The sequence below is a fragment of the Pseudofrankia sp. EUN1h genome (genome assembly GCF_001854645.1).
GTDB classification, from domain to species: domain Bacteria; phylum Actinomycetota; class Actinomycetes; order Frankiales; family Frankiaceae; genus Pseudofrankia; species Pseudofrankia saprophytica.
In genome coordinates this window covers 36,562-61,201 of the sequence record NZ_MBLN01000089.1, presented here as the reverse complement: position 1 = coordinate 61,201, position 24,640 = coordinate 36,562, and the positions used below count along the sequence as shown (strand labels likewise).

Genomic DNA, 24,640 nt, shown 5'->3' with positions numbered 1-24,640 from the left:
GCATGGCACGAAACCCGTTGAAGGACCAACTGGCCGTGGTCGGCGTCGGGTCGACGCCGTATGGCCGTGACCTGAAGCGCACCGAGCTGTCGCTCGCCCTCGAGGCGGCCGTCGCCGCCATCGAGGACGCCGGTCTCGACCGGCAGGAGATAGACGGCATCTGCGGCACCGGTATGGACCCGCTGGCCATGGGCGGATCGGGGTTCCTGACGCTGCAGGGCGCGCTCGGGATCGAGAAGACCACCTGGCAGAAGAACGGGTGGCTCGGATCGTGCTTCGTGTACGCGGCCGAAGCGGTGTTCTCCGGGCTCTGCGACATGGTCCTGGTCGTGCAGGCCTACACCCGTGGGATCGGGATGTCCCGGTCCGCCGCCGCCGACCCGTTCCGTGCCCGGTCGGCGCAGCTGCGCGCGGCGGGGGGCCACACGATCGTCGGCCAGAACGACCCCGCCCGCCGCTGGATCCACTCCGGTGAGCCCTATGCCGCGTGGATGGCGCGCTACCTGCACGACTACGGGGCGACGAAGGACGTCTTCGCCCGCATCGCGGTGAACAACCGCACCCACGCCGCCACGAACCCGCGGGCGGCCCTGCGCACCCCGATCACGATGGAGGACTACCACGCCTCCCGGGTGATCTGGGAGCCCATGCAGATGCTCGACATGGACGTGCCGGTCGACTGCGGGGAAGCGCTCATCATCACGACGGCCGAACGGGCCAGGGACCTGTGCCACGAGCCGGTGTACATCCACGCCATGTCGCTGGGCGGGTCACGGGTCGGGGAGTACTACGACAACAGCCTGGGCTGGACCGAGAACGCCCTGTGGATCTCCCTGGCCGGCCTCCGGGAGCGCAGTGACCTGACCATCGACGACCTCGACCTGTTCTTCCCCTACGACGGTTACACGATCGACACGGTGGGGTGCATCGAGGCCGCCGGTTTCTGCAAGCCGGGCGAGACCGCCGACCTGCTGGCCTCCGGCTGGGACGCCGAGGCGAACATCTACCGGCTGGGCGGGCACACGCTCGTCTCGACCAACGGCGGCGCGCTCTCGCACGGACGTGCCGGAGGCTTCAACTTCTACACGGAGGCGGTGCGGCAGCTGCGCGGTACCGAAGGGGACCGCCAGGTTCCGGACGCCAGGACGGCGCTGGTCTGCGCCGGCGCGAGCTTCTTCCACGACCCCGCGGCGGTCATGCTGCGTACGGACTGAGCGCGGCGATGGAGGCTCGTACGCTCGTCAGCTTCGACATCGACGGCACCCTCGAGACGGGCGACCCCGCCGGACCACTTCGACTGGCCTTCGTACGGTGGGCGCGGGCGCGGGGCTACGTGATCGGTAGCTGCTCCGACCGCACCCTCGGCGAACAGTCGGCGATGTGGGCTCGCGCCGGGATCGTGCCCGACTTCGTCAGCCGCAAGCACGAGCTCACGGCGGTCCGCGCGGCCTGGCGCTGCCAGCGGTTCGTGCACATCGGCGACACCCGCGTCGACGAGCACTTCGCCGCGCAGGCGGACTTCGAGTTCATCTTCGTTTTCGACCTCGCTAGCCGGCTCGCCGCCATCGACCTAATAACGTGTTCGCCGGATTCCAGCCCGGCGTCGACTGGTGCTGTCTTAGGAGGCATGAACCATGGAGAAGATCTGGGCCAACTCAGGTGACTCCCATCTCGTCGAGCCGGACGATCTGTTCGACCGGAGCCTGCCCTCATCGCTCGCGGCGCGGATGCCGCGCAGCGTCAAGGACCCCGACGGCGGCTGGGAGACGATCCACGTCGACGGGCAGGAGTTCCGCCGTCGCATGCCCCGGCCCGGTGCGAAGCTCATCGACGCGAACGGCCTGTCCGTCCCCGAGCGGGCGCCTGGCGCCAACGACAAGGAGCTGCGGCTTGTCGACCTGGACGCCGAGGGCATCTGGGCCGAGCTGATCTACCCGTCGCTGGGGATGTGGACCTCGTCGATCCGCGGCCCGGAACTGCTTGCGGCAGGTGCCCGGGCGATCAACGACTGGGCCATCGAGTACCAGCGCTTCTCGCCCCGCTACGTCTGCGCGGCCACGATCCCCTTCCTCACCGTCGACTCCGCGGTGGCCGAGGTCCGGCGGGCCGCGGGGCTCGGCTACCACGCCGCCTCCCTGCCGGTCACGCCGCTGATCGACGGGGACGACTGGCATCGCGAGTCGTGGGAGCCGCTGTGGGCCGCCCTCGCGGAGACCGGCCTCGTGATCGGGTTTCACATCGGAAGCGAGCCGCATGACGCGTCCGCCCGAAACGGCACCTACTACCGAGGCCCGGGAGGCGCGCTGCTGAACTACATGGAGACGACCTACGGCGGCCAGCGGGCGGTGTCCAAGCTGATCGCCAGCGGCGTGTTCGACCGGCATCCGTCACTGCGGGCGATCGTGTCCGAGGGCGGCGCCACCTGGGGTCCGTTCGTCGCCGACCGGCTCGACGAGGCATACCGGCAGCACGCGTCGGCCGTCCACCCGCGCCTGCGGCGGCTCCCGAGCGAATACCTGTACGAGAACATCTACGCGTCCTTCCAGCACGACCGCTCGGCCGTCGCCGCGGTGACGGCGATGGGCTGGCGCAACGTGTGCTGGGGCAGCGACTACCCACACATCGAAGGCACCTTCGGCCACACTCAGCGAACGCTTCATGAGCTCGTCGGCGATCTCGACCCCGCCACCCGTCTTCGAATCACGCAGGGCGCCTTCCAGGAACTGTTCCCCCACGTGCCGCCCGCCCCGGATGACGGGTTGTCGCCCAGCCCGCTCCAAGCCGCGGCGCGGTGACGCCGTCGCAGATCACCAAACAAGGCTCGACCCTGGGCCCTGCGCGAGGTTACCGCCTTGAGGACGCACGGCCCCGGCCTGTACCGTGCCAGAACTCGATGTCGGGCCGCTGACCTGCGGGTTCGCCACCAGGCGCCGTGGGCATGATCGCTGTCATGGGGCTGCGGTTGGTACTTGTTCATGGTGCGGGTGTTCGGCTGTCTCGTGCTGCTCAGCCGCGGCGACGCGGCGCGGACGGCGGAGCTGCTGGTGTTGCGCCAGGAGGTGGCGGTGCTGCGTCGCCAGATCGGGCGGCCCCGGTTCAGCTGGCCCGACCGGGCCCTCCTGTCCGCGCTGGCCCAGTTGCTGCCGCGGGAGGTTCGGGCGTGCCGGCTGGTGACCCCGGCGACGCTGCTGGCGTGGCATCGCCGCTTGGTCCGCCGACGATGGACCTACCCGCACCGGATGGGCCGCCCGCCAGTGGCTGACGAACTGCGGGCGCTAGTGATCCGCCTCGCCCGCGACAACCCCACGTGGGGTCATCGCCGTGTCCAGGGCGAACTGCTCGGCATGGGGTATCGGATCGGCGCGGGCACGGTACGTCGGATTCTCGCCGGTGCGGGTCTCGGCCCGGCGCCACGCCGCCAGGCCGACACCAGCTGGCGTACCTTCCTGCGAGCCCAGGCCGGCAGGCTGCTGGCGACCGACTTCTTCCAGCTGGACACCATCGTCCTACGCCGGCTGTACGTGCTGTTCGTCATGGAGATCCAGACCCGCCGTGTCCACGTCCTAGGCGTAACCGCCCGTCCGACCGCGGCATGGGTCACCCAACAGGCACGCCACCTGGCCATGGACCTGGACGGACGCCTCGACCGGTTCCGGTTCCTCATCCGCGACCGGGACGCGAAATACCCTCAGGCATTCGACGACGTGTTCGTCTCCGAGGGCGTGCAGGTCGTGCGCACGCCGCCGCGGACACCACAGGCGAACTGCTACGCCGAACGGTTCATCCGCTCCATCCGCCAGGAGTGCACCGACCGGATCCTCCTCCACGGGCAATGCCACGCCACCGCGGTGCTCGACGACTACGCCCGCCACTTCAACGACCACCGGCCCCACCAAGGGCGAGACCAGCGCCCGCCGAACCACGACCCAGCCACCGTCATACCCCCCGACGGCCCGATCCGCCGCCACAAGATCCTCGGCGGCGTGATCAACGAGTACCACCGGGCCGCCTGACCAAACAGCGAAACCACAGGCCAGGCACCCGAATCGAGTTCCGGCACGCTACAGGCAGTTCCTACGATCCCTGGCCTCGACGACGCTGGCCGTTGACTTCTTCCACGTGGACTGCACGGTGACGCTGCGGCGTCTGTACTGCTTGTTCGTCATGGAGGTCGGCTCCCGTTACGTCCACATCGTCGGCGTCACCGCCCACCCGGACGGGCCGTGGACCACCCAGCAGATCCGCAACGTCCTCATGGACCTTGGGGACCAGGCAACCGAGTTCCGCTTCCTAATCCGCGACCGCGCCGGACAGTTCGCCGCCTCGTTCGACGCAGTCCTCGCCGACGCAGGCATCACCGCGGTGAAGATCCCGCCTCGAGTTCCTCAAGCAAATGCCTACGCGGAACGGTTCGTCCGCACGGTTCGGGCCGAGGTCACCGACCGCATGCTGATCTTCGGCGAACGGCGCCTGCGGGCCGCCCTGGCCGAATATGCGCTCGACTACAATGGGCGACGACCCCGCCGCAGCCGTGATCTCAAGCCGCCGCGGCCCGACCACCCCATCGCCGACCTGACCAGCGAACGGATCAATCGCCGGCCCGTCCTCGATGGTTTGATCAGCGAATACGAACGAGCCGCGTAAAAGCCCAGCTCAACGCAGGTGGCCGAGTTCTGGAACCCCACAGGTGCGGCGGCTCAGCTTCCCGTGCAGGTCGCGAGAGCGGTCTGGATGTCCGCGGACGGATCGGTGGATGCGGCTCGGCTGCGCCACGCGACATGTCCATCGGGACGGACGAGCACCGCCCCGTCGGGCGCGACGCCATACAGGCCCGGCCAGGTCGGTTCGGCGACGACCCGGCTGTCGACGAACGCCCCGGCGGTGCGCGCGGCGGCGTCGCGCCAGACGTGGCCAGGCTCTGCGGTGAGCAGCACGAAGCGCTGGTCGAACAGATCGATGGTGGACGTGCCGTCGGCCAGCCACAGATGCGGCGCCCGGCAGCCGGGGGCTGCGGTCGGCTGGTAGTCGGCACCGGGCGGGTCGGCGTCGGGGCTGCCGTCGTCGGCGACGACCGGCGACGTGTACTGATAGCCCATGTCGATCTGAGCCAGGCCGCGTCCGCTGAACGGCGCGCCGCTGCCGGCGAAGACCCGCGCCCAGGCAGCGCCAGTCTCGTCGGCGTTGCGCAGCCCGACCGCTTCCCGCTCGACGGCGTAGCTGTCCAGCAGCCTCTGGCCGCCATGTCCGCGGACGACGGCGGCGATCTTCCAGGAAAGGTTGTGCACGTCGTGCATCGCGGCGCTGACCCCGGTCGCGCCGACGGGCGGGAAGCGATGCGCGGCGTCGCCGACCAGGAAGACCGGGCCTTGCGCATACTGGTCGGCCGACTGGGCGCCGGCCGTCCAAAGGCCGGTGGCCGTTACCTGCACGGCCAGGTCGGGAAGGCCGAGGATCCGCTGCACGACCGTGGCCGGATCCTCGCCGGCGGCGATGGGGCCGGGTTGGTTGATCACCCAGCGATCGTCGGCGTGGGTCCAGATCAGCGCCGCGCCAGCGGCGGCGAGAAAGTAGATCCCCCGCGGCCGAGGACCGGTCAGCGCGCTCAGGTCGGCCCGGAAAGCGATCATCTTCTGCTGGCCGAGGTCGTCCGGCCCGTTCATGCCGATCTGCAGGTCCTGGCGTACGCCGCTGCGGGCTCCATCGGCAGCGATCATCCATCGGGCCCGGATCTGGACGCGACATCCGGACGCCTGCTCGACGACAGTGGCCTGTACACCGTCCTCCACTGCGCGGAACGAGTCCAGCAGCATGCCCGGGCGCAGCCGCGCGTGCGCGTGGCTGCGGGCGTGGTCTCGCAGGACCGCCTCGAACACGTCCTGCGAAACTGCCAGTCCCTCGCACGGGCTCACGGTGGTGGGACCGGGTGACGGCACGTCCTCGTGCAGCGGGGGGCTCGCCAGATCGACTCGCCATTCCGCGCCCGGGGTGATCGGCAGCTCCACTGCGCGCAGGTCCGGTTCGACACCGCAGACGCGCAAAATCTCCATCGCTCGGGAGTGCACGCCGCGGGCCCGGGGCAGCGGCGACGCCTCGAGCCGTTTGTCGATCAGCACGGAGTCGACGCCGTGGCGGGACAGCAGGAGGGACGCGGTCAGTCCAGCCGGGCCGCCGCCGACGATCAGCACAGTCGTCTCGACCACGCCAGAATTCATATCTCTGCTCGCTTCGTCAGAGTGCAACTATGATATCTGGCGAGATACTATCCGCCTCCGGAGGTCTACCACGCCCTCTTCATCGAATGGAGCTGGACTGCCGCGTGGTATGAACACTGGCTCGCCGGCACCCTGATCACAAAATTCATTTTCCAGAAACCCCGGCCTCGTCGGTACCCCGCGCAGGGACGGTCAGGCCGGCCATCGCCGCCGGGCGGCATTTCGGGTCAAAAATACACGATTGCGATCGGGGACCTCACCGCGAGTGGTCACGATGACCATCGTCTCGTCAGGAGAGTTCAACCGGGACGTGAACGCGGTCAAGCGAGCCTGAAGGGTGCAAGTGTGCGATTTCACCGGTCGGAGCCTTGATCATGCGGCTCGTTGGTATTCGTGGAGGAGGYCGCCGAGGCGGTCGATGCGTCTGATCGGGCCAGCCGGATCGCCGGTCGGGGTCTGCGCGGTGGGGGTGTCGAGGTCGATGCCTCGGTGAGGTCGAGCGGTGTTGTAGTGCTTGACGTAGGTCGACAGGACCTGGTCGGCGTGGCGCCGGTTCCAGATCAAGTTCCAGTCCAGGCGCTCGGCGCGGACGGTGCGGATCCAGCGTTCGGCGAAGGTGTTCGCCCGCGGCGCCTGGACCGGCGTCCTGAGGATCCGAATGCCCTCGTCGGTGAAGACCTCGTCGAAGCCGGCGACGAGCTTGGCGTCCCGGTCGCGGATCAGGAACCTGTACGGCCCGGCGGCGTTGTCGCCGAGCTGATAGGCGAGGTTTCGGGCTTGTTGAGTGATCCAGGTGGTGGTGGGGTGGGCGGTGACGCCGGCGAGCCAGACGTGGCGGCGGTCGGGCTCTACGAAAAACCGGACGTACAGCCTGGCCATGGTGACGGTGCCGAGGGTGAGGAAGTCGCAGGCGAGTATGCCGCGGGCCTGGCTGCGCAGGAACTGYGACCAGCTGGGACCTGCGTCGCGGCGGGGGGCCGGGCCAATACCGTGGCGGCGAAGGATGTTGCGGACCGACGTGGCCGACACGTGGACCTGCAGCTTGCGGCATTCTCCGACGATCCTGAGGTAGCCCCAGCGGGGATTCTCTCGGGCGAGCCGGAGCACGAGCTGCACGTCGCGTCCTCGAGCCGGCGACCGTGACGCCGCTGCGGGTGGGTCCAGTGACGCCGGACCAGCTCGCGGTGCCAGCGCAACAGGGTTGCGGGGGTGACGAGAAACGTCGACCAGCGTGGGCGGGGGAGGAGCTGGGCCAGGCTGGCCAGCAGCATCCGATCGGACGGCGAGTATCGCGGCCGGGCGACCTGGCGACGTAGCACCGCGATCTGATGGCGCAGGACGGCGATCTCGACGTCCTTCTCGTCCGGCCGCCCGCCCAAGCCGGCCATGCCAAGCAGCCTGCGCACCATCAGGAATACCACCGTCGACACCATGACTCGTCATGGTCCCCGACGACCATTCGCCCAGATCAGCGCCCCTGACCGTCCACCTGCACCCCCAGGACGGAGTGGTTCGCCGGCCTCGGAGCCCGGATGACCTACCAACCGGTGCACGATCTCAGCAGTAGCCGGACGAAACACCGGTATGTCCACACCGACTGCGCGCGACACCAGGGCGCAGTGCGATCCGCACCCCACAGCGCGGAGGAAGCACCGAGCGACGCGGCTTGAGCCCGATGCGGGGACGACCCGCACGTCGGGTTCTGAGGGAGCCCTGGCGCAGCAATGCGCCGGGGCTACCCGGCTCATCCGCCATCTCGGCGGACAGCGAAGCCGCAGGTCAAAGGGTCGCCCACGATGATCACGTACGGCGGCCGGTCGTCGATGTCGCCATCCACTCTCTGCACGGGCGACATCGACGGCCAAGCCGGGCGGATCGCTTTCCTGTTGTCAGTCCGTCAGGACGGCTCGACGGTCAAGGCTGACCGGCTGGCTGGTTGTTGCGTAGTTGTTCGTTGATCTTTTGGGCTTCCGCGAGTTGGTCTTCGAGGATGACGATGCGGCAGGCGGCCTCGATCGCGGTGCCCCCGTCGACGAGCTCCCGGACGCGGGCGGCGATGCGCAGCTGGTAGCGGGAGTAGCGGCGGTGGCCGCCTTCGGAGCGCAGGGGAGTGATCAGGCGGGCTTCGCCGAGGGCCCGCAGGAAGGCGGGAGTGGTGCCGAGCATGTCGGCCGCACGGCCCACGGTGTAGGCGGGGTAGTCGTCGTCGTCGAGGCTGTCGGCCGGTTTGCGGGTGGTTCCAGGAGTCACTGCACCTCTCGGGACACGTTGAAGGGGCCCTGGTGCCAGACGGCACCAGGGCCCTAAGGGTTCAACACCATCTACCGGCCAGGTGGGCCGGATTCCTGGGTCCGCGCCGCCTCAGAGGGAGGGTGCGCGGAGATCGCGTATGCGTGACCGGGAACCACCTTCCAATCCGGGGTCTGCGGTGCCCGAGCGGGCTAGACCATCGCCCGGGCGATCCTGGTGGCGTCTGCTCCTCTCGCTTTTCGCTGTCTATGGGTACCGCCGAACTTTCACGGTGGTGCTCGGCGGCCCGTCTGGCCGCCGTCCCGCTCGCGACAGTTCCTGTCTGCCGCGACCATGGACTCTCTTGCCTACGAGAGGAAAGCTACCCGGCGCAGGGCCCGATGTCTACTGCAGCGGGAGCAGATTTTTCGGCTCTGAGCAGACAGGTTTACCGCTGTGGCCGGGGCACGGCCGGGAGCTGAAGGCCTCAGGCTCAGGTGGCGGACGAGGTGCACACCTGTCCACCGGGCGGGTGCAGAGCGGTGACGCCGGTGAGGACGAGATCGATCCCGGCGAGGAACTGCTCGCGGTCGTCGTGGTCGCGCAGCTGGTCCGCGACGGCCCGGGTAAACGGGTAGTCGTCGGGGTCGAGCTCCTCCCATGCCGTCGACACGGAGTCGAGGAACTCGGCACGGTCCACGTCGGGCCCGACAACGCGGGCGTTCGCGGCGTTCTGGCCGGCGGCGCCGAGGATGTAATGCACCAGCACCGAGGTCGCCGTGAACCAGCTGCCCTCGGGCACACCGAGCGCGCGGACCTGCCGCCCGATGCTTTCGAGGATCCGCGGCGTCACCGACCCCCAGGGGCTGCGGGACAGCTGTGTCGAGAGCTGCGTGGCGAGCCACGGATGCTCGTCGATCGCGTCGAACAGGCCGAGCGCGACGGCGCGGATCTCGTCCTGCGGCGAGTGCGGAGATTCGGCGGGCTCGATGGCCAGAGCGGCGGCGACGACGGCGTCGGTGGCGGCGCCGAGTAGCTCGCCCTTGTTCGCGACATGCCAGTAGATCGCCCCGGGCCCGGTGTTGAGGCGCTCGGTCAGCACCCGGAAGGTCAGGCCGCCCTCGCCGGCCGCGTCGAGCAGCTCGACGGCGGCCTCGACGATGCGCTCGCGGGAGAGCGCCTCTGTGCGCCGCTGTGACCGGCGCGTCCGCGTTGCCATGCCGCCATCTTGACATGCCTGGAGCAGCGTTCCAATATGGAGCCCTGTTCCAATCTTGGAACGACATACCAGAGAGACTGGCCGAACCTCACCGGGCGGCCTCGATCCCGAAGGAGTCACGATGCGCACCCCCGTCACGATCATCGGCGCCGGACTCGGCGGCCTCACGCTCGCCCGCGTCCTGCACGTCCACGGCATCCCGGCCACGGTCTACGAGGCGGAGCCCTCCCCGACGGCGCGTACGCAGGGCGGGATGCTCGACATCCACGACTACAACGGCCAACCAGCTCTGCGGGCGGCGGACCTGATCGAGGAGTTCCGCGGCCTCATACTGGAGGGCCACGAGGCGACACGGGTCCTCGCCGCGGACGGGACCGTTCTGCTCGACGAACCCGACGACGGCACGGGTGGACGCCCCGAGGTGCAGCGCGGCGCGCTGCGACAGATCCTGCTCGACTCACTCCCGGCCGGCACCGTCCGGTGGGGCCACAAGGTCAGCGGCGTCCGCGCCCTCGGCGACAGCCGCTACGAGGTGACCTTCGCCGACGGCACCACCGTCGTCACGAGCCTGCTGGTCGGCGCGGACGGCGCGTGGTCACGAGTCCGGCCACTGCTCTCCGACGCCACACCCGAGTACGTCGGCAGGTCGTTCATCGAGACCTACCTGTTCGACGGCGACACCCGGCACCCCGCCAGCGCGAAAGCGGTCGGCGGCGGATCGCTGTTCGCGCTCGCGCCGGGAAAGGGGATCCAGGCCCACCGGGAGAGCGGCGGGACCCTCCACACCTACGTGGCGCTCACCAAGCCGCAGGACTGGTTCGCCGGTATCGATTTCACCGATTCCGCCGTGGCCACCGCGCGGATCGCACAGGAGTTCGACAGCTGGGCGCCGGAGCTCACCGCTCTGATCACCGACAGTGACACCGCGCCGGTCCTGCGCACCCTCAACGCCCTGCCCATCGGGCACCGGTGGGACCGGGTACCGGGGGCGACCCTGCTCGGCGACGCCGCCCACCTCTCGGCCCCGAACGGCGAAGGCGCCAACCTGGCCATGTACGACGGAGCCGAACTCGGCAGGGCCATCGCCGCGCACCCCGATGATGTCGAGGCCGCGCTCACCGAATACGAGCAGGCCCTGTTCCCCCGCAGCGCCGCGGCTGCCACCGATGGCGCCCACCTTCACGAGCTCCTCTTCGACGACAACGCACCCCACAGCCTGATCGACATGCTCACCGGACATGGACAGGCCCAATGAGCCATTCAAGCCCGAACTGATGCTCTCCTTCTCGCCCTCGCTCAACCCGCACCTCCTGGGCGTCTCCGTGCGCACGGCCCTTGACGGACAGGCGTTACAGAAGCGCCGAACCGGGCAGCCCGGCGGAGCTCCCCGACGGCTTGGGGAACACCGGCCTGGGCAGTGCCCAGGCCGTCGCGGGGCCCGAGGCGATCAGACCGAGGCACAGCGCCGATCCCGGCAGCGCGAGCCACCACGGGGCCCGGCGCGGCGAGCGGTCATCGCGTAGGGGCAGTAGCGGAGCGAGGGCGAACGAGGTGGCCGCAGCCGCGCCGACGAGTACCGGCACCACCTGCCAGCGCAGCCCCACCACGCCCAGCACCAATCCAGAGGGCGCGACGGTTGCCACCGAGCCGAACGTCAGTGGCCGACGGGCAGCCGCGGGGAGCCAGCGCGCCACCACCAGGGCGACCGCGCCGAGCACCAGCAGGACTTCCAGGGGGACATCCGCAGTCCCTCAACGATCTGGGTCACGTGCACCATGCTGGATCCTGTGAGGTGCCAGCACTGCGTCACGGGGTTGACCTGGGGTTTTATGCGGCTGGTTCGTACTGGTTGATCAGTCCACCGGGGACGGGTCGGCGCTTGATCCTTTTGGTGGTGAGGTCTGTGACGGGGTGATCGGGCCGGGGTGGTCGGAGATCGCGGCTGCGGTGGGGTCGTCGTCCGTTGTAGTGGGCTGTGTATTCGGTCAGGACGGTCCGCAGGTGCCTGTAGCGTGCCAGAACTCGATCCGGGGCGTGACCAGCGATGTCGCTGTTTGGTCAGGCGGCGCGGTGGTACTCGTTGATCACGCCGCCGAGGACCTTGTGGCGGCGGATCGGGCCGTCGAGGGGTGTGACGGCGGCCGGGTCGTGGTGCGGCGGATGTTGGTCTCGTCCTTGGTGTGGCCGGTGGTCGTTGAAGTGGCGGGCGTAGTCGTCGAGTACGGCGGTGGCGTGGCGTTCGCCGTAGAGAAGGATCCGGTCGGTGCACTCCTGGCGGACGGAGCGGATGAACCGCTCCACGTAGCAGTTCGCCTGTGGTGTCCGCGGCGGCGTCCGAACGACCTGAACACCTTCGGAGGCGAACACGTCGTCCCCGGGGTAGCAGTCGGGCCAGCGCGGCCAGGAGGGCACGGTCGGGCCAGCTGAACCGGGGCCGCTCGACCTGGCGACGCAACACGGCGACCTCCTGGCGCAGCACCAGCAGCTCCGCCGTCCTCGCCGCGTCGCCGCGTCGCCGCGGGTCAGCAGGACGAGCCAACCGAACACCCGGACCGTGACCAGATACACCAGCCGCACCACCACACCCACGATCATCCACCGCCACGGCGAACAGCGAAACCGCAGCTCAACACCCTGAATCGAGTTCTGGCACGGTACAAGGTTAGAGTCGACTCTCATTTTTCATGTGGATCATCCGATCGAGGGGACACCTGATGACTCGTCAACGTATAGGGGTGCGGACGACCACGGCGGCGGTCGCCGCAACACTGATCGGGTTGCCTGTCGCCCTCACCGGGTGCGGACAGTCGCACCCGCCCGCGACAGGCGCCGCGGCCTGCCCGATCAACGCCCCAGGCGTGACGGCCAACTCCATCAAGATCGGTTACATCTACCCCGACACAGGGCCCGGCGGGGTCGCGTCCGCTTTCAGAGACGCCCGCAGCGGCGCGCAGGCCCGCGTCGACCAGCAGAACGCGCAGGGCGGCATCAACGGCCGCCAGATCGACCTCGAGTGGCGCGACGACCAGTCCGAGCCGGAGACCTTCTCCGTAGTCGCGCACGACCTGGTCAACACCCAGAAGGTTTTCGGTCTCATCACGACCTCGATCGCGCTGGACAAGTCCGCCCCCTGGTTAGCCCAGCAGGGCGTGCCGGTCACCGGAACCGCCACGAGCGTCGCTTACAGCGACTACCCGAACATCTTTCACTCCGGCAACCTGTTCAATACTGGCGGCTCCACGATTTATGGGGACTTCGTCAAGGCCGCGGGTGGCCACAAGGCAATGATTCTCATTGACCCGACGGTCTCGACTTCCGCGACCCTCGCGGCGCAGCTCGCGCCGAGCCTGCAAAGTCGCGGTATCGAGGTCGTCGGCTCGGTCACCTACGTCGCGAACGTCACCGACACGACGCACGTCGCCCAACAACTGAAGCAGTCCGGAGCGGACACGCTTATCGGCGCTGCCCAGCCCGAGCCGTTCATCGACATCTACTCGGCCGCCAAACAACTCGGAGTGAACTTCACCGTCGCCCTGAACTCCAGCGGCTACAACGCGACCCTGCTCGCGACGCGGGGCACCGACATGGCCGGGATGTCGATCCCGTCCAGCATCGCGCCTCTGACGTCTCCTCCCATGATCGCCTATCGCACGGTGATGAGCACCTACGCCCCCGAGGTCTCGGACCCGACCGACGAACTGGCAGTCTCCGGCTATGTCGCCGCCGACGAGATGATCACGGGCCTGCAACGCGCCGGTACCTGCCCCACCCGCCAGGCATTCATCGCCAACCTCCGCAAGGAAACCGACTACACGGCGGGTGGCATCTCAGCGCCGACCGATCTCACCAAGCCGAAGCAACCGACGCTCTGTCGGATCTTCGTCAAGGTCGACTCGGCGGGCAATCAATTCATTACGATGCAACCGCCCGCCGCGCTCAATAAGGACGGTTACTGGTGCGGCGAGCCGCTCCAGTAGCACCGGCGGGGTCCATTCTGGGTAGCCGCGCGACGCGGCCACCCAGTGATCATGCCGGCTTGCGCCGGCCCCCTGTCCTGATGAGCCCGGTGGCGCCGTCCGGTCCGACGTCGTGGCGCCTTGGTGCTGTGAGCCCGTAGGTCAGTGTGGCGCGGAGGTCCTGAGGAATCCTGTCCTGCTGCCATGAGCGCGTACCTCAAAATCTTTGGTGACAGGTCCTCCCCGGGCGGTCTGTGTCGGTCGCGGGTCGAGGGGACGGAGCTGGTCTTTGATGGATGTGCTGATCGGCCGGGTCGCAGGGCTGGATGTGCACCGGGACACGGTCGTGGCGGCGGTGCGGCTGCCTGGGCGTGGGGGCGGTCGGCGGGGCGAAGTACGGACGTTCACGACGACGGGTGCCGGACTGGGTCGACTGGCCGACTGGCCGACGGCGCAACGCTGTGTGTGCCGATAATGCCATCCGCCCTGGTCAGGGTGGCCGCAGCCGTCGGGGCCGGTGGCTGCGCGAGGATGCCACCTCATCGTGCTTCGGCTGACCTATCTCGGTGTCACGAACGCGTTCGCGCTGCTGCGCCTGCTGCCCCGCAGCGATCACGACAAGGACATCGAGATCCTCACCCTGCGACACCAGATCGCCGTGCTGCACCGCCAACTCGACGGCCACCGGATCCAGCTCCAGCCCGCCGACCGCGCCCTGCTCGCCGCACTCCTGCACACGCTGCCGCGGCCAACCCTGCGCGACCTGCGGCTACTCGTGCGCGCGGAGACGGTGCTGCGCTGGCGCCACAACCTGATCGCTCTGAGGGGTGCAAATGGACGGTTTCGCTGATCAGGCCGCTCGCTGATATTCGTGGAGGAGGCCGCCGAGGCGGTCGATGCGTCTGATCGGGCTGGTCGGATCACCGGCCGGTGTCGACGGGTCGGGCGTGTCGAGGTCGATCCCGCGGTGGGGTCGGGCGGTGTTGTAGTGCTCGACGTAGGTCGACAGGACCTGTTCGGCGTGGCGCCGGTTCCAGATCAGGGACCAGTCCAGGCACTCAGCGCGCACGGTGCGGACCCAGCGTTCCGCGAAGGCATTCGCCTTCGGCGCTTGGACCGGTGTCCTTAGGATCCGGATGCTCTCGTCCGCGAAGACGCCGTCGAAGCCGCGGACGAACTTGGTGTCCCGGTCGCGGACCAGGAACTTGTACGGCCCACCGCCGTTGTCGCCGAGGTGGTAGACGAGGTTCCGCACCTGCTGCGTGACCCACGCGGCGCTGGGGTGTTCGGTCACGCCGGCGAGCCAGACCCGGCGGCGGTCAAGCCCAACGAAAAACAGCACGTACAGCCTGGTCAACGTCACGGTGTCGACAGTCAGGAAGTCGCACGCCAACACGCCCCGGGCCTGATCGCGCAGGAACTGCGACCAGCTCGGACCGCCACCGCGACGAGGCGCCGGACCAAGACCGTGGCGGCGCAGGATGTTGCGCACGGAGGTCGCCGAGACCTGGACGTGCAGCTTGCGGCATTCGCCGACGATCCGCGGATAGCCCCAGCGGGGATTCTCCCGGGCCAGCCGGAGCACCAGCTGCGCGACCACATCGTCGAGACGCCGGCCACGACGCTGCTGCGGGTAGGTCCAGTGGCGCCGGACGAGGTCTCGATGCCAGCACAGCAGCGTTGCAGGCGTGACGAGAAACGCCGACCAGCGCGGGCGGGGCAACAGCTGAGCCAGCGAGGCCAGCAGCATCCGATCAGATGAGGTGTACCGCGGCCGAGCGACCTGACGGCGCAGTACGGCCAGCTGATGGCGAAGGACCGCGATCTCGACGTCCTTCTCGTCAGGCCGCGCACCCAGGCCGACCACGCCGAGCAGCCTGCGCACCAGCAAGAACATCACCATCGACACCATAACCCGGCATGATCCCCGACGCGCTGTTCGCGCAGCTCAGCGCCCCTAACCGACTAGTTGCACCCCACACGGCCGGCGCAATGCGCGGCAGGGCCTGCAGCACGGCGAAGTTCGCCTGCGGGGCGTTACGGGCGATCTTCCGCGCGAGGTCGAGTGCCGCGGTGCCCACGGTGCCCGTCTCGACCACGTACTGCGTCAGGCCCGCGGCCTGGCCCTCGTCCGCCGTCAGGCGCCTGCCGGTGAGCATGAGATCCATGACCCGCGCCACGCCGATGAGCCCGGGAAGCCGCACCGACCCGCCCCCGCCGAGGAAGAGCCCCCGCTGTCCCTCGGGTAGGGCGTAGAACGCCGAGCGGTCGGCGACCCGGAGGTGGCGCACGCCGCCGCGAGCTCCGGCCCACCGCCGACGACCGCGCCTGTCAGGGCCGCCACGGAGGGGATCGGGCCGCCCTCGATCGCGTCCAGGGCGCGGTGCCAGAACTGCGAGTGGGCTACGCCGGCGAAGGCATCGCGGTCCGCGAGCTCATGAAGGTCAAGGCCGGCCGAGAAATGATCGCCGTCCGCGGCGAGGACCGCAGCGCGGTAGGCGGGAGCGACCTCCCGGAACACCCGTTCCAGGCCGTGGATGGTCGCGTCGTCGAGGGTATTTCGCTTATGCGGACAGGCAGGTGTCACGACGAGGACCTGGCCCTCCGCCTGCAGCCGCACGGACGCCGGCAAGGCGGAGGCCAGCGGTGGCGCCGTGGCCTCGACCTGCGACTCGACGTTCACCGCCATCGCCCACTTAATCAGGCTTCCTGTCTATTGTTCCGGAATCACGGCACAGCGACGCCCTCGGATCCACGGGTTGGCCGCGACGCCTGGTGCAGCCCGGACTCCGAGCGAGATGGATCAGCTCGGACGCCGCAGCTTCGACACCGCTCAGGGAAGGCTCCGACGGAGCGACAGCCGCTGCCGCGAACGCCCGCACTTCCGCTGAGCGGGTCGATCCATTTCGGTCATGAGGCCTCGGCGAGGACCCGTGCGGAGTCGGTGTCCGCCTGCTCCTGGGGTCCGGCTCCCTCGACGGACAGGTGGGGGGTGATGCGGTCGGCCCATCGGGGGTAGGCCCACACCCGCGCGTCGATCATCCGCATGAGGGCCGGAATGAGCACCATGCGGACCACGAAGGCGTCCACGATGACCGCGAGCGCCAAGCCGATGCCGATGCAGGCCACGATCCGCTGGCCGCTGAATCCGAACGAGGAGAAGACGCACAGCATGATCAGGGCGGCGGTTCCGWTGACCTTGGCGGTCTCGCCGAGGCCCACGCGGATCGCCCGGGTGTTGTCGCGGGTGTGGGTCCACTCCTCGTGCATGCGGCTGACCAGGAACACCTGGTAGTCCATCGAGAGGCCGAACATCACGCCGACGATCATGATGGGGACGATGTAGGAGATCGGCGCGCCGTCCCCGACGCCGAGCAGGTTGCTGGCCCAGCCCCACTGGAAGATCGCAGTGATCGCGCCGAGGCCGACGACGATCGTCGTGAGGTTGCTCAGGGCGCCGACCAACGGCAGCAGCAGGCTGCGGAACGCCAACGCCAGCAGCAGGAACCCGAGCACGGCGACCAGGCCCAGGTAAAGGGGCAGCTTGCTCATCAGCGCGTGCGCGATGTCGATGTCGGTGGCCGTCTTGCCGCCGACGTGCACCTGGAGGTCGCTGCCGTTCGCGGCGGCCGGGATCACGTCGGTGCGAAGGTGGCCGACCAGGTCGACGGTCGCCTTGGCCCCGGCGCTGCTCGTCGGGGTGACCTGGATGACCTCGAGCCCCGCACGGGCAGGGGTGGGGGCCGAGACGGCGGCGACGTCCGGCACCGAGCGCAGTTCGTTGGCCAGCGCGTCCAGCGCCTGGGTGGACCTGGCGTCAGGAGTCTCGGCGACCAGAAGGAGAGTGGCGTCGATGCCGGCGCCGAACGCGGGGCTCATGAGTTCGTAGTACTGGCGCGAGGCCGAGCCGGTCGGGTCGCTGCTGGCATCGGCCTCGCCGACCCGCATCGACAGCACCGGGACCGCCAGCGCGGCCAGCAGAATCAGGGCGAGTGCGGCCATCGGCACCGGCATGCGGGTCACCAGTCGGGCCCACCGGCCGGCCGGGGTACGGCGTAGGCCGGCCTCGGTGCTCGTCCCGGACAACACCTCCGAGGTCTCACCGGCCAGCAGCAGGCGGCGCTGGCGCTTGGACARCACACGCAGACCGAGGACGGACAGCAGCGCGGGCAGCAGGGTGATCGCCGCCAGCACGGTGAACAACACGGTGACCGCCGCCGCCTGGCCCATCCCGGTAAGCACGCCCATGCCGACGACGAATATCGCCAGCAAAGCGGCGATCACCGTCAGACCGGCGAAGATCACGGCTCGGCCGGAGGTGGTCACGGCCTGCACGATCGCCTCGGTGACCGACGCTCCGCCCATGACAGCCTTGCGGTACCGGTTCACGATGAACAGCGCGTAGTCGATACCCACGCCCAGACCGATCAGCGACCCCATCGTGATCGAGTCGCTCGACAGGTCGACGACGTGCGAACCGACCATGACGAGCAGCAGCGAGACGACGACCCCAGCCACGCCGGTCACGATCGGCAGCGCCGCCGCCCACACCGATCGGAACATCAGCAGCAGAACCGCCAGCGCCGCCAGAATGCCGACGATCTCCGCGATTCCACCCGACTTGGTTTGCGGCGCGAACGCCTGCCCACCGATCTCGACCCGCAGCCGGCTGCCGTCGATCGACTGTGCGGCCTTCTCGACCTGGTCCAGCTTGACGTCGTCGGTCGCGGTGACGAGCGCGTAGGCGGTGTTCTGGCCCGCGTTGAGCTGCCCGCCGCCGCCGGGCGCGTAGGGGCTCTGAACGGCCTTGACACCAGGTAGCGCCGCAACGTTCGTCAGCATGCCGGCGACCTCGCTGCGCACCTCGGCCGCATCCACCGCCTGCCCGGAGGTGTGCCAGACGATCCGGCCGACCTCGGTCGAGCCGGCCGACGTGCCCAGCAGCGCATAAGCATGGGCCGACTCACTGTTCGGCAGGTCAGCGACGGTCTTGAAGTTGGATCCCATCCCGACGACCAGGCCGACCAAGACGACGAGAATCCCAGCCCACCCCCCCACAACGACAAGACGATGGCGAGCACACCACCGGGCAAGAACAGACACGGAACTGCCTCCCAAGAGCTCAAATCTGGCAGTTCACGGTCCCGCGGAAGCCAGCCCGGCACATCCGCCAGGCGATGTCATCCCCCCGTACCACCAGCGCAGTACACCGACCCACCGCCTGCTCCGGCTGGCTCGCTCCAACCTCTTCGCATGCGCCCTCCTCGCATCCGGTGGCGGCCCCTGATGGGCCGAACGGGACGCCGATGCCTGGGCCGCGCGACCCGTGCGCAACGGTCGGCGGCCCGGCTCCGCGACGAAACCAACGTCACCTGCCAACGGTCTCCGTCACCGGATCCCGGCGCTGCCATCGGCTACGGCTGAGCCGGCTTGGAGTACCACGGGCGCGGTAGCCGGGATTGTCGGCACATACAGGACGTCGGATAGGCCTCAGCGAGACAGGATCGTCTCGTACACAACAACCGGACCTCCGAGCCGAAATCCCAGCACCGGTTCTCTGCCGGGCCCTCTGCCCGCATTACATGCCAGTCGGCTGTCGAGACCATGCGTCCGCGCAGCGAACGGCGCGGAAAGGAAAAATCATGTATCGGCGACTCATCCTCTTCGGCGTGGCCATCACGGCGTTGGCGGCATGCAGACCCGCGGACACACCGGTCGCCACCTCCGCCGCGAGTCCGACACCTTCATCCGTCACGACGTACGTGCCAGCGAGCCCGACAGCTGGGACCGGCGACCCGGACGACACCTCCGCGTATGTCAGCCAGTTTCGCCAAGAGTTTCCCGAGGTCGCCGACGGAAAGACCGACGCGCAGATCCTCCGCGACGGCGAGTCTGACTGCTCGGATATGGCCGCCAGCTGGAAGATAGTCACGCCTTCCATGGGACAGCGCTATAACCTAGGTAACTCGACAGCCGACCAAGCCGTTCTCTACAACATTGCGCTGCTGGACATGTTCGCTCTCTGCCCCGCCCGCTGATGTCTRTTGCGTTCGCGGATGCGGTGGTCGGGACCGGCGGCCAGGCATGATCGGATGGTGGCTCGCTGCCGTCCTCGTCCGCCGGTCCCGGTCGCGGAGTTCGCCGGCTTCCGGTTCCCACCGGAGGTCATCGTTCTGGGAGTTCGCTGGGCACTAATGCATGGCCGGGCCCAGCGGTCGAGCCGCCCGGTCAGGCATGATCGAGTAGTGCATCGTCGGCGTGTCCGTCCCGTGGTTGCGGACTCCGAGTTCGCCGGCTTCCGGTTTCCGCCGGAGGTGATCGTGCTGGCGGTGCGGTGGTACCTGCGCTACGGGCTCTCCTACCGCGACGTCGAGGAGCTGCTGTCCGAACGCGGCATCGACGTCGACCACGTGACGATCTACCGCTGGGTGCAGAGGTTCACGCCGGGGTCGTCGAGACCGGCAGCTCCGCGGCGCCGCGTGATCGTCCATCGCGTGTGCTGGTTGTCGTGCCGTGTTCAGGCCTCGCGGTGAGGCGTCGTCATTCGAACTCGTCGTCGCGGAGTGAGGCGGCGACGACCGTGTCGGCGTGTCGGAAGGCCCAGCGGCCGAGCGCGCAGATCGGTTCGAGCAGGTCGACGCCCGGCTCGGTCAGTTCGTACTCGACTCGTGGCGGGGCCTCGGCGTACCGGTGGCGGCGAATCAGTCCGACCCGTTCGAGGCGGCGCAACGTGTCGGTGAGCACCTTGTGGCTGATCTCGCCGATCTCGGCCTGCAACAGGCTCGGACGCTTCGGGCCGTCGCGCAAGGCGTAGACGACGACCGCGGTCCAGCGGCTGACGAACAGGTCTAGGGCCACCCGTGCCGGGCAGTCCGCGGCGAAGTCCCCGTACGGCGGGAACTCGGCGGGCGGGAGGCGAACGTGTTCGGAGGCGGCCGACTCGGAACGCATGTCGTTCAGTCTCATCGACCGACAGGCACCCGAAGGTGCGTATCGGCTTTCCTAGCGTCGTTCTGGCGACCCGTGATCCCGCGTTTCGCCAGAACGACAGAGATGACAGCCCCGAGGGAGATGCTGTGCGAATTGCCACGATCGGCGCCGGCGCGATGGCCGAGGCGCTTGGTGCCGGCTGGACGGAGGCCGGGCACGAGGTACTTGTCACGGCTCGCTCACCACAGCGTGCTGCCACACTCGCCGCGCGCCTCGGCGGACGGGCGGCGGCCGGGAACCTGCGTGAAGCGGCCGCCTTCGGCGAGGTGATCCTGCTCGCGGTGCCCGGCGAAGCGGCGACGGATGCGCTGACTGCCGCCGGAGCGGCCGACGGCGCGTTCGCCCGCCGTCCTCTGATCGACTGTACGAACGCTTTCGCCGCCGATGCGTTCACCGCGGCGCCGAACTCGTTCACCCTCGCCATGTGCACGGTCGCCGAACGGGTCGCAAAGGTCGCGGTCGACGCGCGCGTGGTCAAGGCGTTCAGCATGCTCGCCGCCGAGATCTGGCGCGGAGGTGAGCGCTCCTATGACGCGAGACCGCTGACGGTGCCGTTGTGCGGCGACGATCCGGATGCGCTCGCGACGGTCGGGAAGCTGGTCAGAGACCTGGGATGTCATCCGGTCGACGCGGGTGGCCTCGACCGGGCCCAATACGTCGAGGCGATGACAGCTTTCGTCATGGGGCTGTGGTTCGCCGGCCACGACGCCCGCGCCACACTGCCKCCGCTCGAGTCGGCCTTCGCGCACCCCGACTGAGAGAGCTCCGTTACCTACGAACAGCCGGGGCCGAACGGGCGGCGGACCCTGTAGCGTGCCAGAACTCGATTTCGGGTTGCTGACCTGCGGGTTCGTCGCTCGGCCCCGTGGCGCATGATCGTCCTCATGGGGCTGCGGCTGGTGTACTTGGTCATGGTGCGAGTGTTCGGCTGGCTCGTCCTGCTCACCCGTAGCGATGCGGCAAGGACGGCGGAGCTGCTCGTGCTGCGCCACGAGGTAGCCGTGCTGCGTCGCCAGGTCGGCCAGCCTCGGTTCACCTGGCCCGACCGTGCGGTCCTGGCCGCGCTGGCCCGGCTGTCGCCCCGGGAGGTCCGGTCCTGCCGGCTGGTGACCCCGGCGACGTTGCTGGCCTGGCACCGTCGCCTGGCCAGACGACGGTGGACCTACCCGCACCGGGTCGGCCGCCCGCCGGTGGACGAGGAACTGCGAACGCTGGTGATCCGCGTGGCCAGAGACAACCCCACCTGGGGGCACCACCGTATCCAAGGAGAACTCCTCGGCCTCGGTCACCGGATCGGCACGGGCACCATCCGTCGAATCCTCGCCCGCGCAGGCCTCGGCCCAGCGCCTCGCCGCCATGCCGACACCACCTGGCGTACCTTCCTCAAGGGCCAGGCCAGCGGCCTGCTGGCCACGGATTTCCTCCACCTGGACACGATCACGCTGCGCCGGCTGTACGCACTGTTCGTGATGGAGATCCAGACCCGTCGTGTCCACATCCTCGGCGTGACCGCTCACCCGACCGGAGCCTGGGTCACCCAGCAGGCACGCCACCTGGTCATGGACCTGGAGGGGCGGCTCGACGCGTTCCGGTTCCTGATCCGCGACCGGGACGCGAAATACACGAAGGCGTTCGACGACGTCTTCGACTCCGAAGGCATCCAGGTCCTGCGGACTCCGCCGCGGACACCGCGGGCGAACTGCTACGCCGAGCGGTTCATCCGCTCGGTCCGCCAGGAGTGCACTGACCGGCTCCTTCTCTACGGTGAGCGCCACGCCACCGCCGTGCTCGGCGAGTACGCCCGCCACTTCAACGATCATCGTCCTCATCAAGGACGAGACCAGCGCCCACCGAACCACGACCCGGTCACACCGCTCCACGGGCCGATCCGTCGCCGCAAGGTCCTGGGCGGCGTCATCAACGAGTACCACCGCGCCGCTTGACCGGGCAGCGAAACCGCAGGTCACGCCCCCAGATCGAGTTTTGGCACGCTACAGGCCAAGCTCAGGGGGCAAATCGCTCGCCGAGCGGACTGCATCGGGACCGTTACCATCGCCGGCCTGACCCAGGTCCGCGCTCGTGAAATAAGCTACCTAAATCCCCGTCGTCGTGAGCTGATCATGCGGCGCCCAGGCTGAATCGGGCTGATTCTGGGCGGGCTGCGGCACGCGACCCCGCGCCTGTTGGGTGCCAGAACTCGGCCATCGGGGTTGATCTGCGGTTCCAGGCGGCTGGTTCGTATTCGTTGATTAGGCCGCCGGCGGCGGGCCGGCGTTTGATCCGTTCGGCCGAAAGGAGGGCTCGCCGGCCGACGCCGGCGGGCGTTCAAGGCCTACGGGGGGTCGCGGTGTCGAAGGTGAGGCCGCTGGTGCCCTCGCCGCGGCCGGTGGTCACCCGGCGGGCGATCCAGCGGGCGTAGCGGCCGTCGGCGCGGCGGGCGAGCACGGGGACCCGGCGCACGGTGACGCCCTCGCGGGGGACCTCCTCATCGAAGATCGCCAGCGGCTGGCCCGGCGCGAGCAGGACGCCGAGTGGCTTTGCGGACGATCCGGACAGCTCGCCCTTGCGTAGCTCGATCGTGGCGTCGGCGCGGCGGGTGGGCACCAGTGGGACCCAGTTGCCGGGCACGGTGGTGGCCAGCAGGTAGTCCAGCTCGGCGCCAGGCTCGGTACCCGGCGTCGGCGCCGGCGGCGGTGGCTCGTCCGTGCGGCGGCGCGGCTGGCCGCTGGGGCCGGTCACGACCCGCTCGACCGCCCAGGCCAGGTTCGCGGCCTCGTCGCGCAGGTAACCGACCTCCTCCAGGGCCGGGCCTTCGAGGACGGCCGGGCCGGCCGGCGGGACGAGCAGGCCGGGCAGAGCGTCGACCTCGAACAGCTGGAACCGGCCGCGTTCGTCGGCGCGGGGCACCACGATCGTCTCGCCGAAGGTCGTCGTGTAGCTCAGCCGGTCGATGATCGTGAGCGCGCCGCGCGGCACGTCCAGCGGGACGACGAGCCAGTCCTGGCTGTGGACCAGCGCGAACTCGGCCAGGGCGAGGCGGGCCAGGTCGTGCGGCGCCGCCTCCAGCGCGCCGACGTTGACCTGGGCGTCCTCGAACTCCCAGTAGCGGTCGACCGGCTGACCGGGGAACGTCAGCGGGGTCGCCCACACCGGCTTCGCGGGTGTGCTGGTGGCGGACGGGGTGCCGCCGGGCGCGGTGGAGACGTGGCCGAGGTGGTACCAGTCGGGCCGGCCGCCGGGGAACGCGGGCGCCGTCAGCCGGTGCGGGCCGGCGGACAGGTCGAAGGCGTACTCCAGCCGGGCCGGCATCCAGCAGCCGGGCTCGTCGCCGCCGCGATACCAGCGTAGCCACGCGGCGGCCGTGGCCGCTGCCGCCGCAGGCAGCCACGGCGGCGGGGTGGGCGCCGCCAGCGCCGCCGCGATCCGCTCCCCGTCGGGGACCCGGTCGGCGAACACGTCCATCAGTACTGACGCGCCGGGGTCGAACGGGTCGGCGGGCGGGTCGGGCATCCGGCAGGCGGCGAGTACCGCGGCGGTGAGGCTGGCCGCGCCGAACCCGGCCTCGGCCAGGTCGGCCAGGAACTGGGCGCCCGCGTCGAACCGCGCGCGCAGGCCCGGCGGGCGGTGAGGCTCGCTCTCCACGGCCGCTTCGAGGAGGTCCCCCGGGCCGAGCGGGCGCATCGGCGCGCCACCGCCCGCGGGACTGGTGGCGGCGGCGGCGGTGCCGGCGCCGGTGCCTGGGCGCCAGCCGTCGACCGGGATGGACGTCCAGCTTGCCATGACCGACACCGGGCTGCCGGAGTCCTCGCCGCGGAACTCGCCGAGCTGCCACTGCCGGGCCAGCAGCCACGCCGGGTCGTGGACCCGTGCCTCGATGCCGGGGCTCGGGTCGCCGGACACCGACTGCGGCTCCAGTCGGACCCAGGAGGGCGAGTCGCTGAGGAAGACCTCCTTGAACTCGTCCGGCACGGGGCGCACCCGCGCGCCGTCGCACTCGTCCACAGCCCCGCCTCTCTCCGGTATCTCGGGTTTCT

Annotated in this window: 22 protein-coding genes and 2 pseudogenes; 12 read left to right on the top strand and 12 right to left on the bottom strand. The window is 69.5% G+C overall.

Features of this window, described 5'->3' with window-relative positions:
• The first annotated feature begins 2 nt into the window (after positions 1-2).
• The 5 genes from BCD49_RS34615 to BCD49_RS34595 all read left to right on the top strand — a co-directional run bounded on the left by BCD49_RS34615 (position 3) and on the right by BCD49_RS34595 (position 4,644).
• Positions 3-1,214 carry a thiolase family protein gene (locus BCD49_RS34615; RefSeq protein ID WP_007515037.1) on the top strand — a complete coding sequence of 404 codons (1,212 nt, stop codon included), beginning with the start codon at positions 3-5 and terminating at the stop codon, positions 1,212-1,214.
• 8 nt (positions 1,215-1,222) lie between these two features.
• Positions 1,223-1,663, top strand: a complete 441-nt coding sequence (locus BCD49_RS34610) for an HAD family hydrolase (protein ID WP_007515036.1) — start codon at positions 1,223-1,225, stop codon at positions 1,661-1,663.
• The gene (locus tag BCD49_RS34605; protein WP_007515035.1) at positions 1,635-2,795 is read left to right on the top strand and encodes an amidohydrolase family protein; all 1,161 of its coding nucleotides are present in this window, start codon (positions 1,635-1,637) and stop codon (positions 2,793-2,795) included. Before BCD49_RS34610 ends, BCD49_RS34605 begins: the two co-directional genes overlap by 29 nt.
• Positions 2,796-2,975: 180 nt before the next feature.
• Positions 2,976-4,013 carry an integrase core domain-containing protein gene (locus BCD49_RS34600; protein WP_007515034.1) on the top strand — a complete coding sequence of 346 codons (1,038 nt, stop codon included), beginning with the start codon at positions 2,976-2,978 and terminating at the stop codon, positions 4,011-4,013.
• Between the two features lie 118 nt (positions 4,014-4,131).
• Positions 4,132-4,644, top strand: coding sequence for an integrase core domain-containing protein (locus BCD49_RS34595; protein ID WP_007515033.1), 513 nt, complete (start codon positions 4,132-4,134; stop codon positions 4,642-4,644).
• 53 nt (positions 4,645-4,697) lie between these two features.
• On the opposite strand, the gene BCD49_RS34590 is transcribed toward BCD49_RS34595, so the two are convergent.
• The 4 genes from BCD49_RS34590 to BCD49_RS34575 form a co-directional block, all read right to left on the bottom strand.
• Positions 4,698-6,200 (bottom strand): FAD-dependent monooxygenase, encoded by a 1,503-nt coding sequence (locus BCD49_RS34590; RefSeq protein ID WP_232794135.1) that lies wholly within the window; start codon positions 6,198-6,200, stop codon positions 4,698-4,700.
• A 384-nt stretch (positions 6,201-6,584) separates the two neighbouring features.
• Positions 6,585-7,328 (bottom strand): integrase core domain-containing protein, encoded by a 744-nt coding sequence (locus BCD49_RS34585; protein WP_071042355.1) that lies wholly within the window; start codon positions 7,326-7,328, stop codon positions 6,585-6,587.
• 798 nt (positions 7,329-8,126) lie between these two features.
• Positions 8,127-8,462, bottom strand: a complete 336-nt coding sequence (locus BCD49_RS34580; protein WP_007515027.1) for a MerR family transcriptional regulator — start codon at positions 8,460-8,462, stop codon at positions 8,127-8,129.
• 472 nt (positions 8,463-8,934) lie between these two features.
• Positions 8,935-9,660: a TetR/AcrR family transcriptional regulator gene (locus BCD49_RS34575; protein WP_007515025.1), complete on the bottom strand. Its 726-nt coding sequence runs from the start codon at positions 9,658-9,660 to the stop codon at positions 8,935-8,937.
• Positions 9,661-9,781: 121 nt separating this feature from the next.
• On the opposite strand from BCD49_RS34575, the gene BCD49_RS34570 reads away from it, so the two are divergent.
• Complete coding sequence (locus tag BCD49_RS34570) at positions 9,782-10,915, top strand: FAD-dependent oxidoreductase (RefSeq protein WP_007515023.1); 1,134 nt, start codon at positions 9,782-9,784, stop codon at positions 10,913-10,915.
• Between the two features lie 94 nt (positions 10,916-11,009).
• Here BCD49_RS34570 and BCD49_RS34565 read toward each other — a convergent pair whose 3' ends face one another.
• Together BCD49_RS34565 and BCD49_RS34560 are read right to left on the bottom strand one after the other, a co-directional pair.
• Positions 11,010-11,378, bottom strand: coding sequence for a hypothetical protein (locus BCD49_RS34565; protein ID WP_007515022.1), 369 nt, complete (start codon positions 11,376-11,378; stop codon positions 11,010-11,012).
• Between the two features lie 340 nt (positions 11,379-11,718).
• Positions 11,719-12,249, bottom strand: a complete 531-nt coding sequence (locus BCD49_RS34560; RefSeq protein WP_007515021.1) for an integrase core domain-containing protein — start codon at positions 12,247-12,249, stop codon at positions 11,719-11,721.
• Between the two features lie 125 nt (positions 12,250-12,374).
• Here BCD49_RS34560 and BCD49_RS34555 point away from each other — a divergent pair, with 125 nt between their 5' ends.
• Positions 12,375-13,637, top strand: coding sequence for an ABC transporter substrate-binding protein (locus BCD49_RS34555; RefSeq protein ID WP_007515020.1), 1,263 nt, complete (start codon positions 12,375-12,377; stop codon positions 13,635-13,637).
• Between the two features lie 523 nt (positions 13,638-14,160).
• Positions 14,161-14,466, top strand: coding sequence for a hypothetical protein (locus BCD49_RS34550; protein WP_007515019.1), 306 nt, complete (start codon positions 14,161-14,163; stop codon positions 14,464-14,466).
• Here BCD49_RS34550 and BCD49_RS34545 read toward each other — a convergent pair whose 3' ends face one another.
• From BCD49_RS34545 to BCD49_RS34535, 4 genes and pseudogenes are all read right to left on the bottom strand, one after another.
• Positions 14,467-15,513 carry an integrase core domain-containing protein gene (locus BCD49_RS34545; RefSeq protein WP_241832455.1) on the bottom strand — a complete coding sequence of 349 codons (1,047 nt, stop codon included), beginning with the start codon at positions 15,511-15,513 and terminating at the stop codon, positions 14,467-14,469.
• Complete coding sequence (locus BCD49_RS46010; RefSeq protein ID WP_269799835.1) at positions 15,458-15,907, bottom strand: enoyl-CoA hydratase-related protein; 450 nt, start codon at positions 15,905-15,907, stop codon at positions 15,458-15,460. The genes BCD49_RS34545 and BCD49_RS46010 overlap by 56 nt, the downstream gene beginning before the upstream one ends.
• A gap of 56 nt (positions 15,908-15,963) precedes the next feature.
• A pseudogene (locus BCD49_RS46005) lies at positions 15,964-16,305 on the bottom strand (enoyl-CoA hydratase-related protein); the annotation flags it as partial.
• Positions 16,306-16,526: 221 nt separating this feature from the next.
• Positions 16,527-18,623: an MMPL family transporter gene (locus BCD49_RS34535; RefSeq protein ID WP_241832454.1), complete on the bottom strand. Its 2,097-nt coding sequence runs from the start codon at positions 18,621-18,623 to the stop codon at positions 16,527-16,529.
• A gap of 635 nt (positions 18,624-19,258) precedes the next feature.
• Here BCD49_RS34535 and BCD49_RS34530 point away from each other — a divergent pair.
• Both BCD49_RS34530 and BCD49_RS34525 read left to right on the top strand, forming a co-directional pair.
• On the top strand, positions 19,259-19,654 hold the full coding sequence (locus BCD49_RS34530) for a hypothetical protein (RefSeq protein WP_007515014.1): 396 nt from the start codon (positions 19,259-19,261) through the stop codon (positions 19,652-19,654).
• Between the two features lie 207 nt (positions 19,655-19,861).
• Positions 19,862-20,062: pseudogene (locus BCD49_RS34525) on the top strand (IS6 family transposase); the annotation flags it as partial.
• 94 nt (positions 20,063-20,156) lie between these two features.
• On the opposite strand, the gene BCD49_RS34520 reads toward BCD49_RS34525, so the two are convergent.
• Positions 20,157-20,582, bottom strand: coding sequence for a winged helix-turn-helix transcriptional regulator (locus BCD49_RS34520; RefSeq protein ID WP_241832453.1), 426 nt, complete (start codon positions 20,580-20,582; stop codon positions 20,157-20,159).
• A 110-nt stretch (positions 20,583-20,692) separates the two neighbouring features.
• On the opposite strand from BCD49_RS34520, the gene BCD49_RS34515 reads away from it, so the two are divergent.
• Entirely contained in the window at positions 20,693-21,364 is a 672-nt protein-coding gene (locus BCD49_RS34515; RefSeq protein WP_007515011.1) for an NADPH-dependent F420 reductase, read from the top strand.
• A 126-nt stretch (positions 21,365-21,490) separates the two neighbouring features.
• Positions 21,491-22,549, top strand: coding sequence for an integrase core domain-containing protein (locus BCD49_RS34510; protein ID WP_027140903.1), 1,059 nt, complete (start codon positions 21,491-21,493; stop codon positions 22,547-22,549).
• A 382-nt stretch (positions 22,550-22,931) separates the two neighbouring features.
• On the opposite strand, the gene BCD49_RS43825 is transcribed toward BCD49_RS34510, so the two are convergent.
• Positions 22,932-24,608: a hypothetical protein gene (locus BCD49_RS43825; RefSeq protein ID WP_007515009.1), complete on the bottom strand. Its 1,677-nt coding sequence runs from the start codon at positions 24,606-24,608 to the stop codon at positions 22,932-22,934.
• Positions 24,609-24,640 lie beyond the last annotated feature (32 nt).

Excerpts from the sequence above, each read along its gene's own strand:
- BCD49_RS34615 (WP_007515037.1), top strand. The coding sequence starts at position 3 with ATGGCACGAAACCCGTTGAAGGACCAACTGGCCGTGGTCGGCGTCGGG.
- BCD49_RS34610 (WP_007515036.1), top strand. The coding sequence starts at position 1,223 with ATGGAGGCTCGTACGCTCGTCAGCTTCGACATCGACGGCACCCTCGAG.
- BCD49_RS34605 (WP_007515035.1), top strand. The coding sequence starts at position 1,635 with ATGGAGAAGATCTGGGCCAACTCAGGTGACTCCCATCTCGTCGAGCCG.
- BCD49_RS34600 (WP_007515034.1), top strand. The coding sequence starts at position 2,976 with ATGGTGCGGGTGTTCGGCTGTCTCGTGCTGCTCAGCCGCGGCGACGCG.
- BCD49_RS34575 (WP_007515025.1), bottom strand. The coding sequence starts at position 9,660 with ATGGCAACGCGGACGCGCCGGTCACAGCGGCGCACAGAGGCGCTCTCC.
- BCD49_RS34570 (WP_007515023.1), top strand. The coding sequence starts at position 9,782 with ATGCGCACCCCCGTCACGATCATCGGCGCCGGACTCGGCGGCCTCACG.
- BCD49_RS34555 (WP_007515020.1), top strand. The coding sequence starts at position 12,375 with ATGACTCGTCAACGTATAGGGGTGCGGACGACCACGGCGGCGGTCGCC.
- BCD49_RS34545 (WP_241832455.1), bottom strand. The coding sequence starts at position 15,513 with ATGTTCTTGCTGGTGCGCAGGCTGCTCGGCGTGGTCGGCCTGGGTGCG.
- BCD49_RS34530 (WP_007515014.1), top strand. The coding sequence starts at position 19,259 with ATGTATCGGCGACTCATCCTCTTCGGCGTGGCCATCACGGCGTTGGCG.
- BCD49_RS34520 (WP_241832453.1), bottom strand. The coding sequence starts at position 20,582 with ATGAGACTGAACGACATGCGTTCCGAGTCGGCCGCCTCCGAACACGTT.
- BCD49_RS34510 (WP_027140903.1), top strand. The coding sequence starts at position 21,491 with ATGGGGCTGCGGCTGGTGTACTTGGTCATGGTGCGAGTGTTCGGCTGG.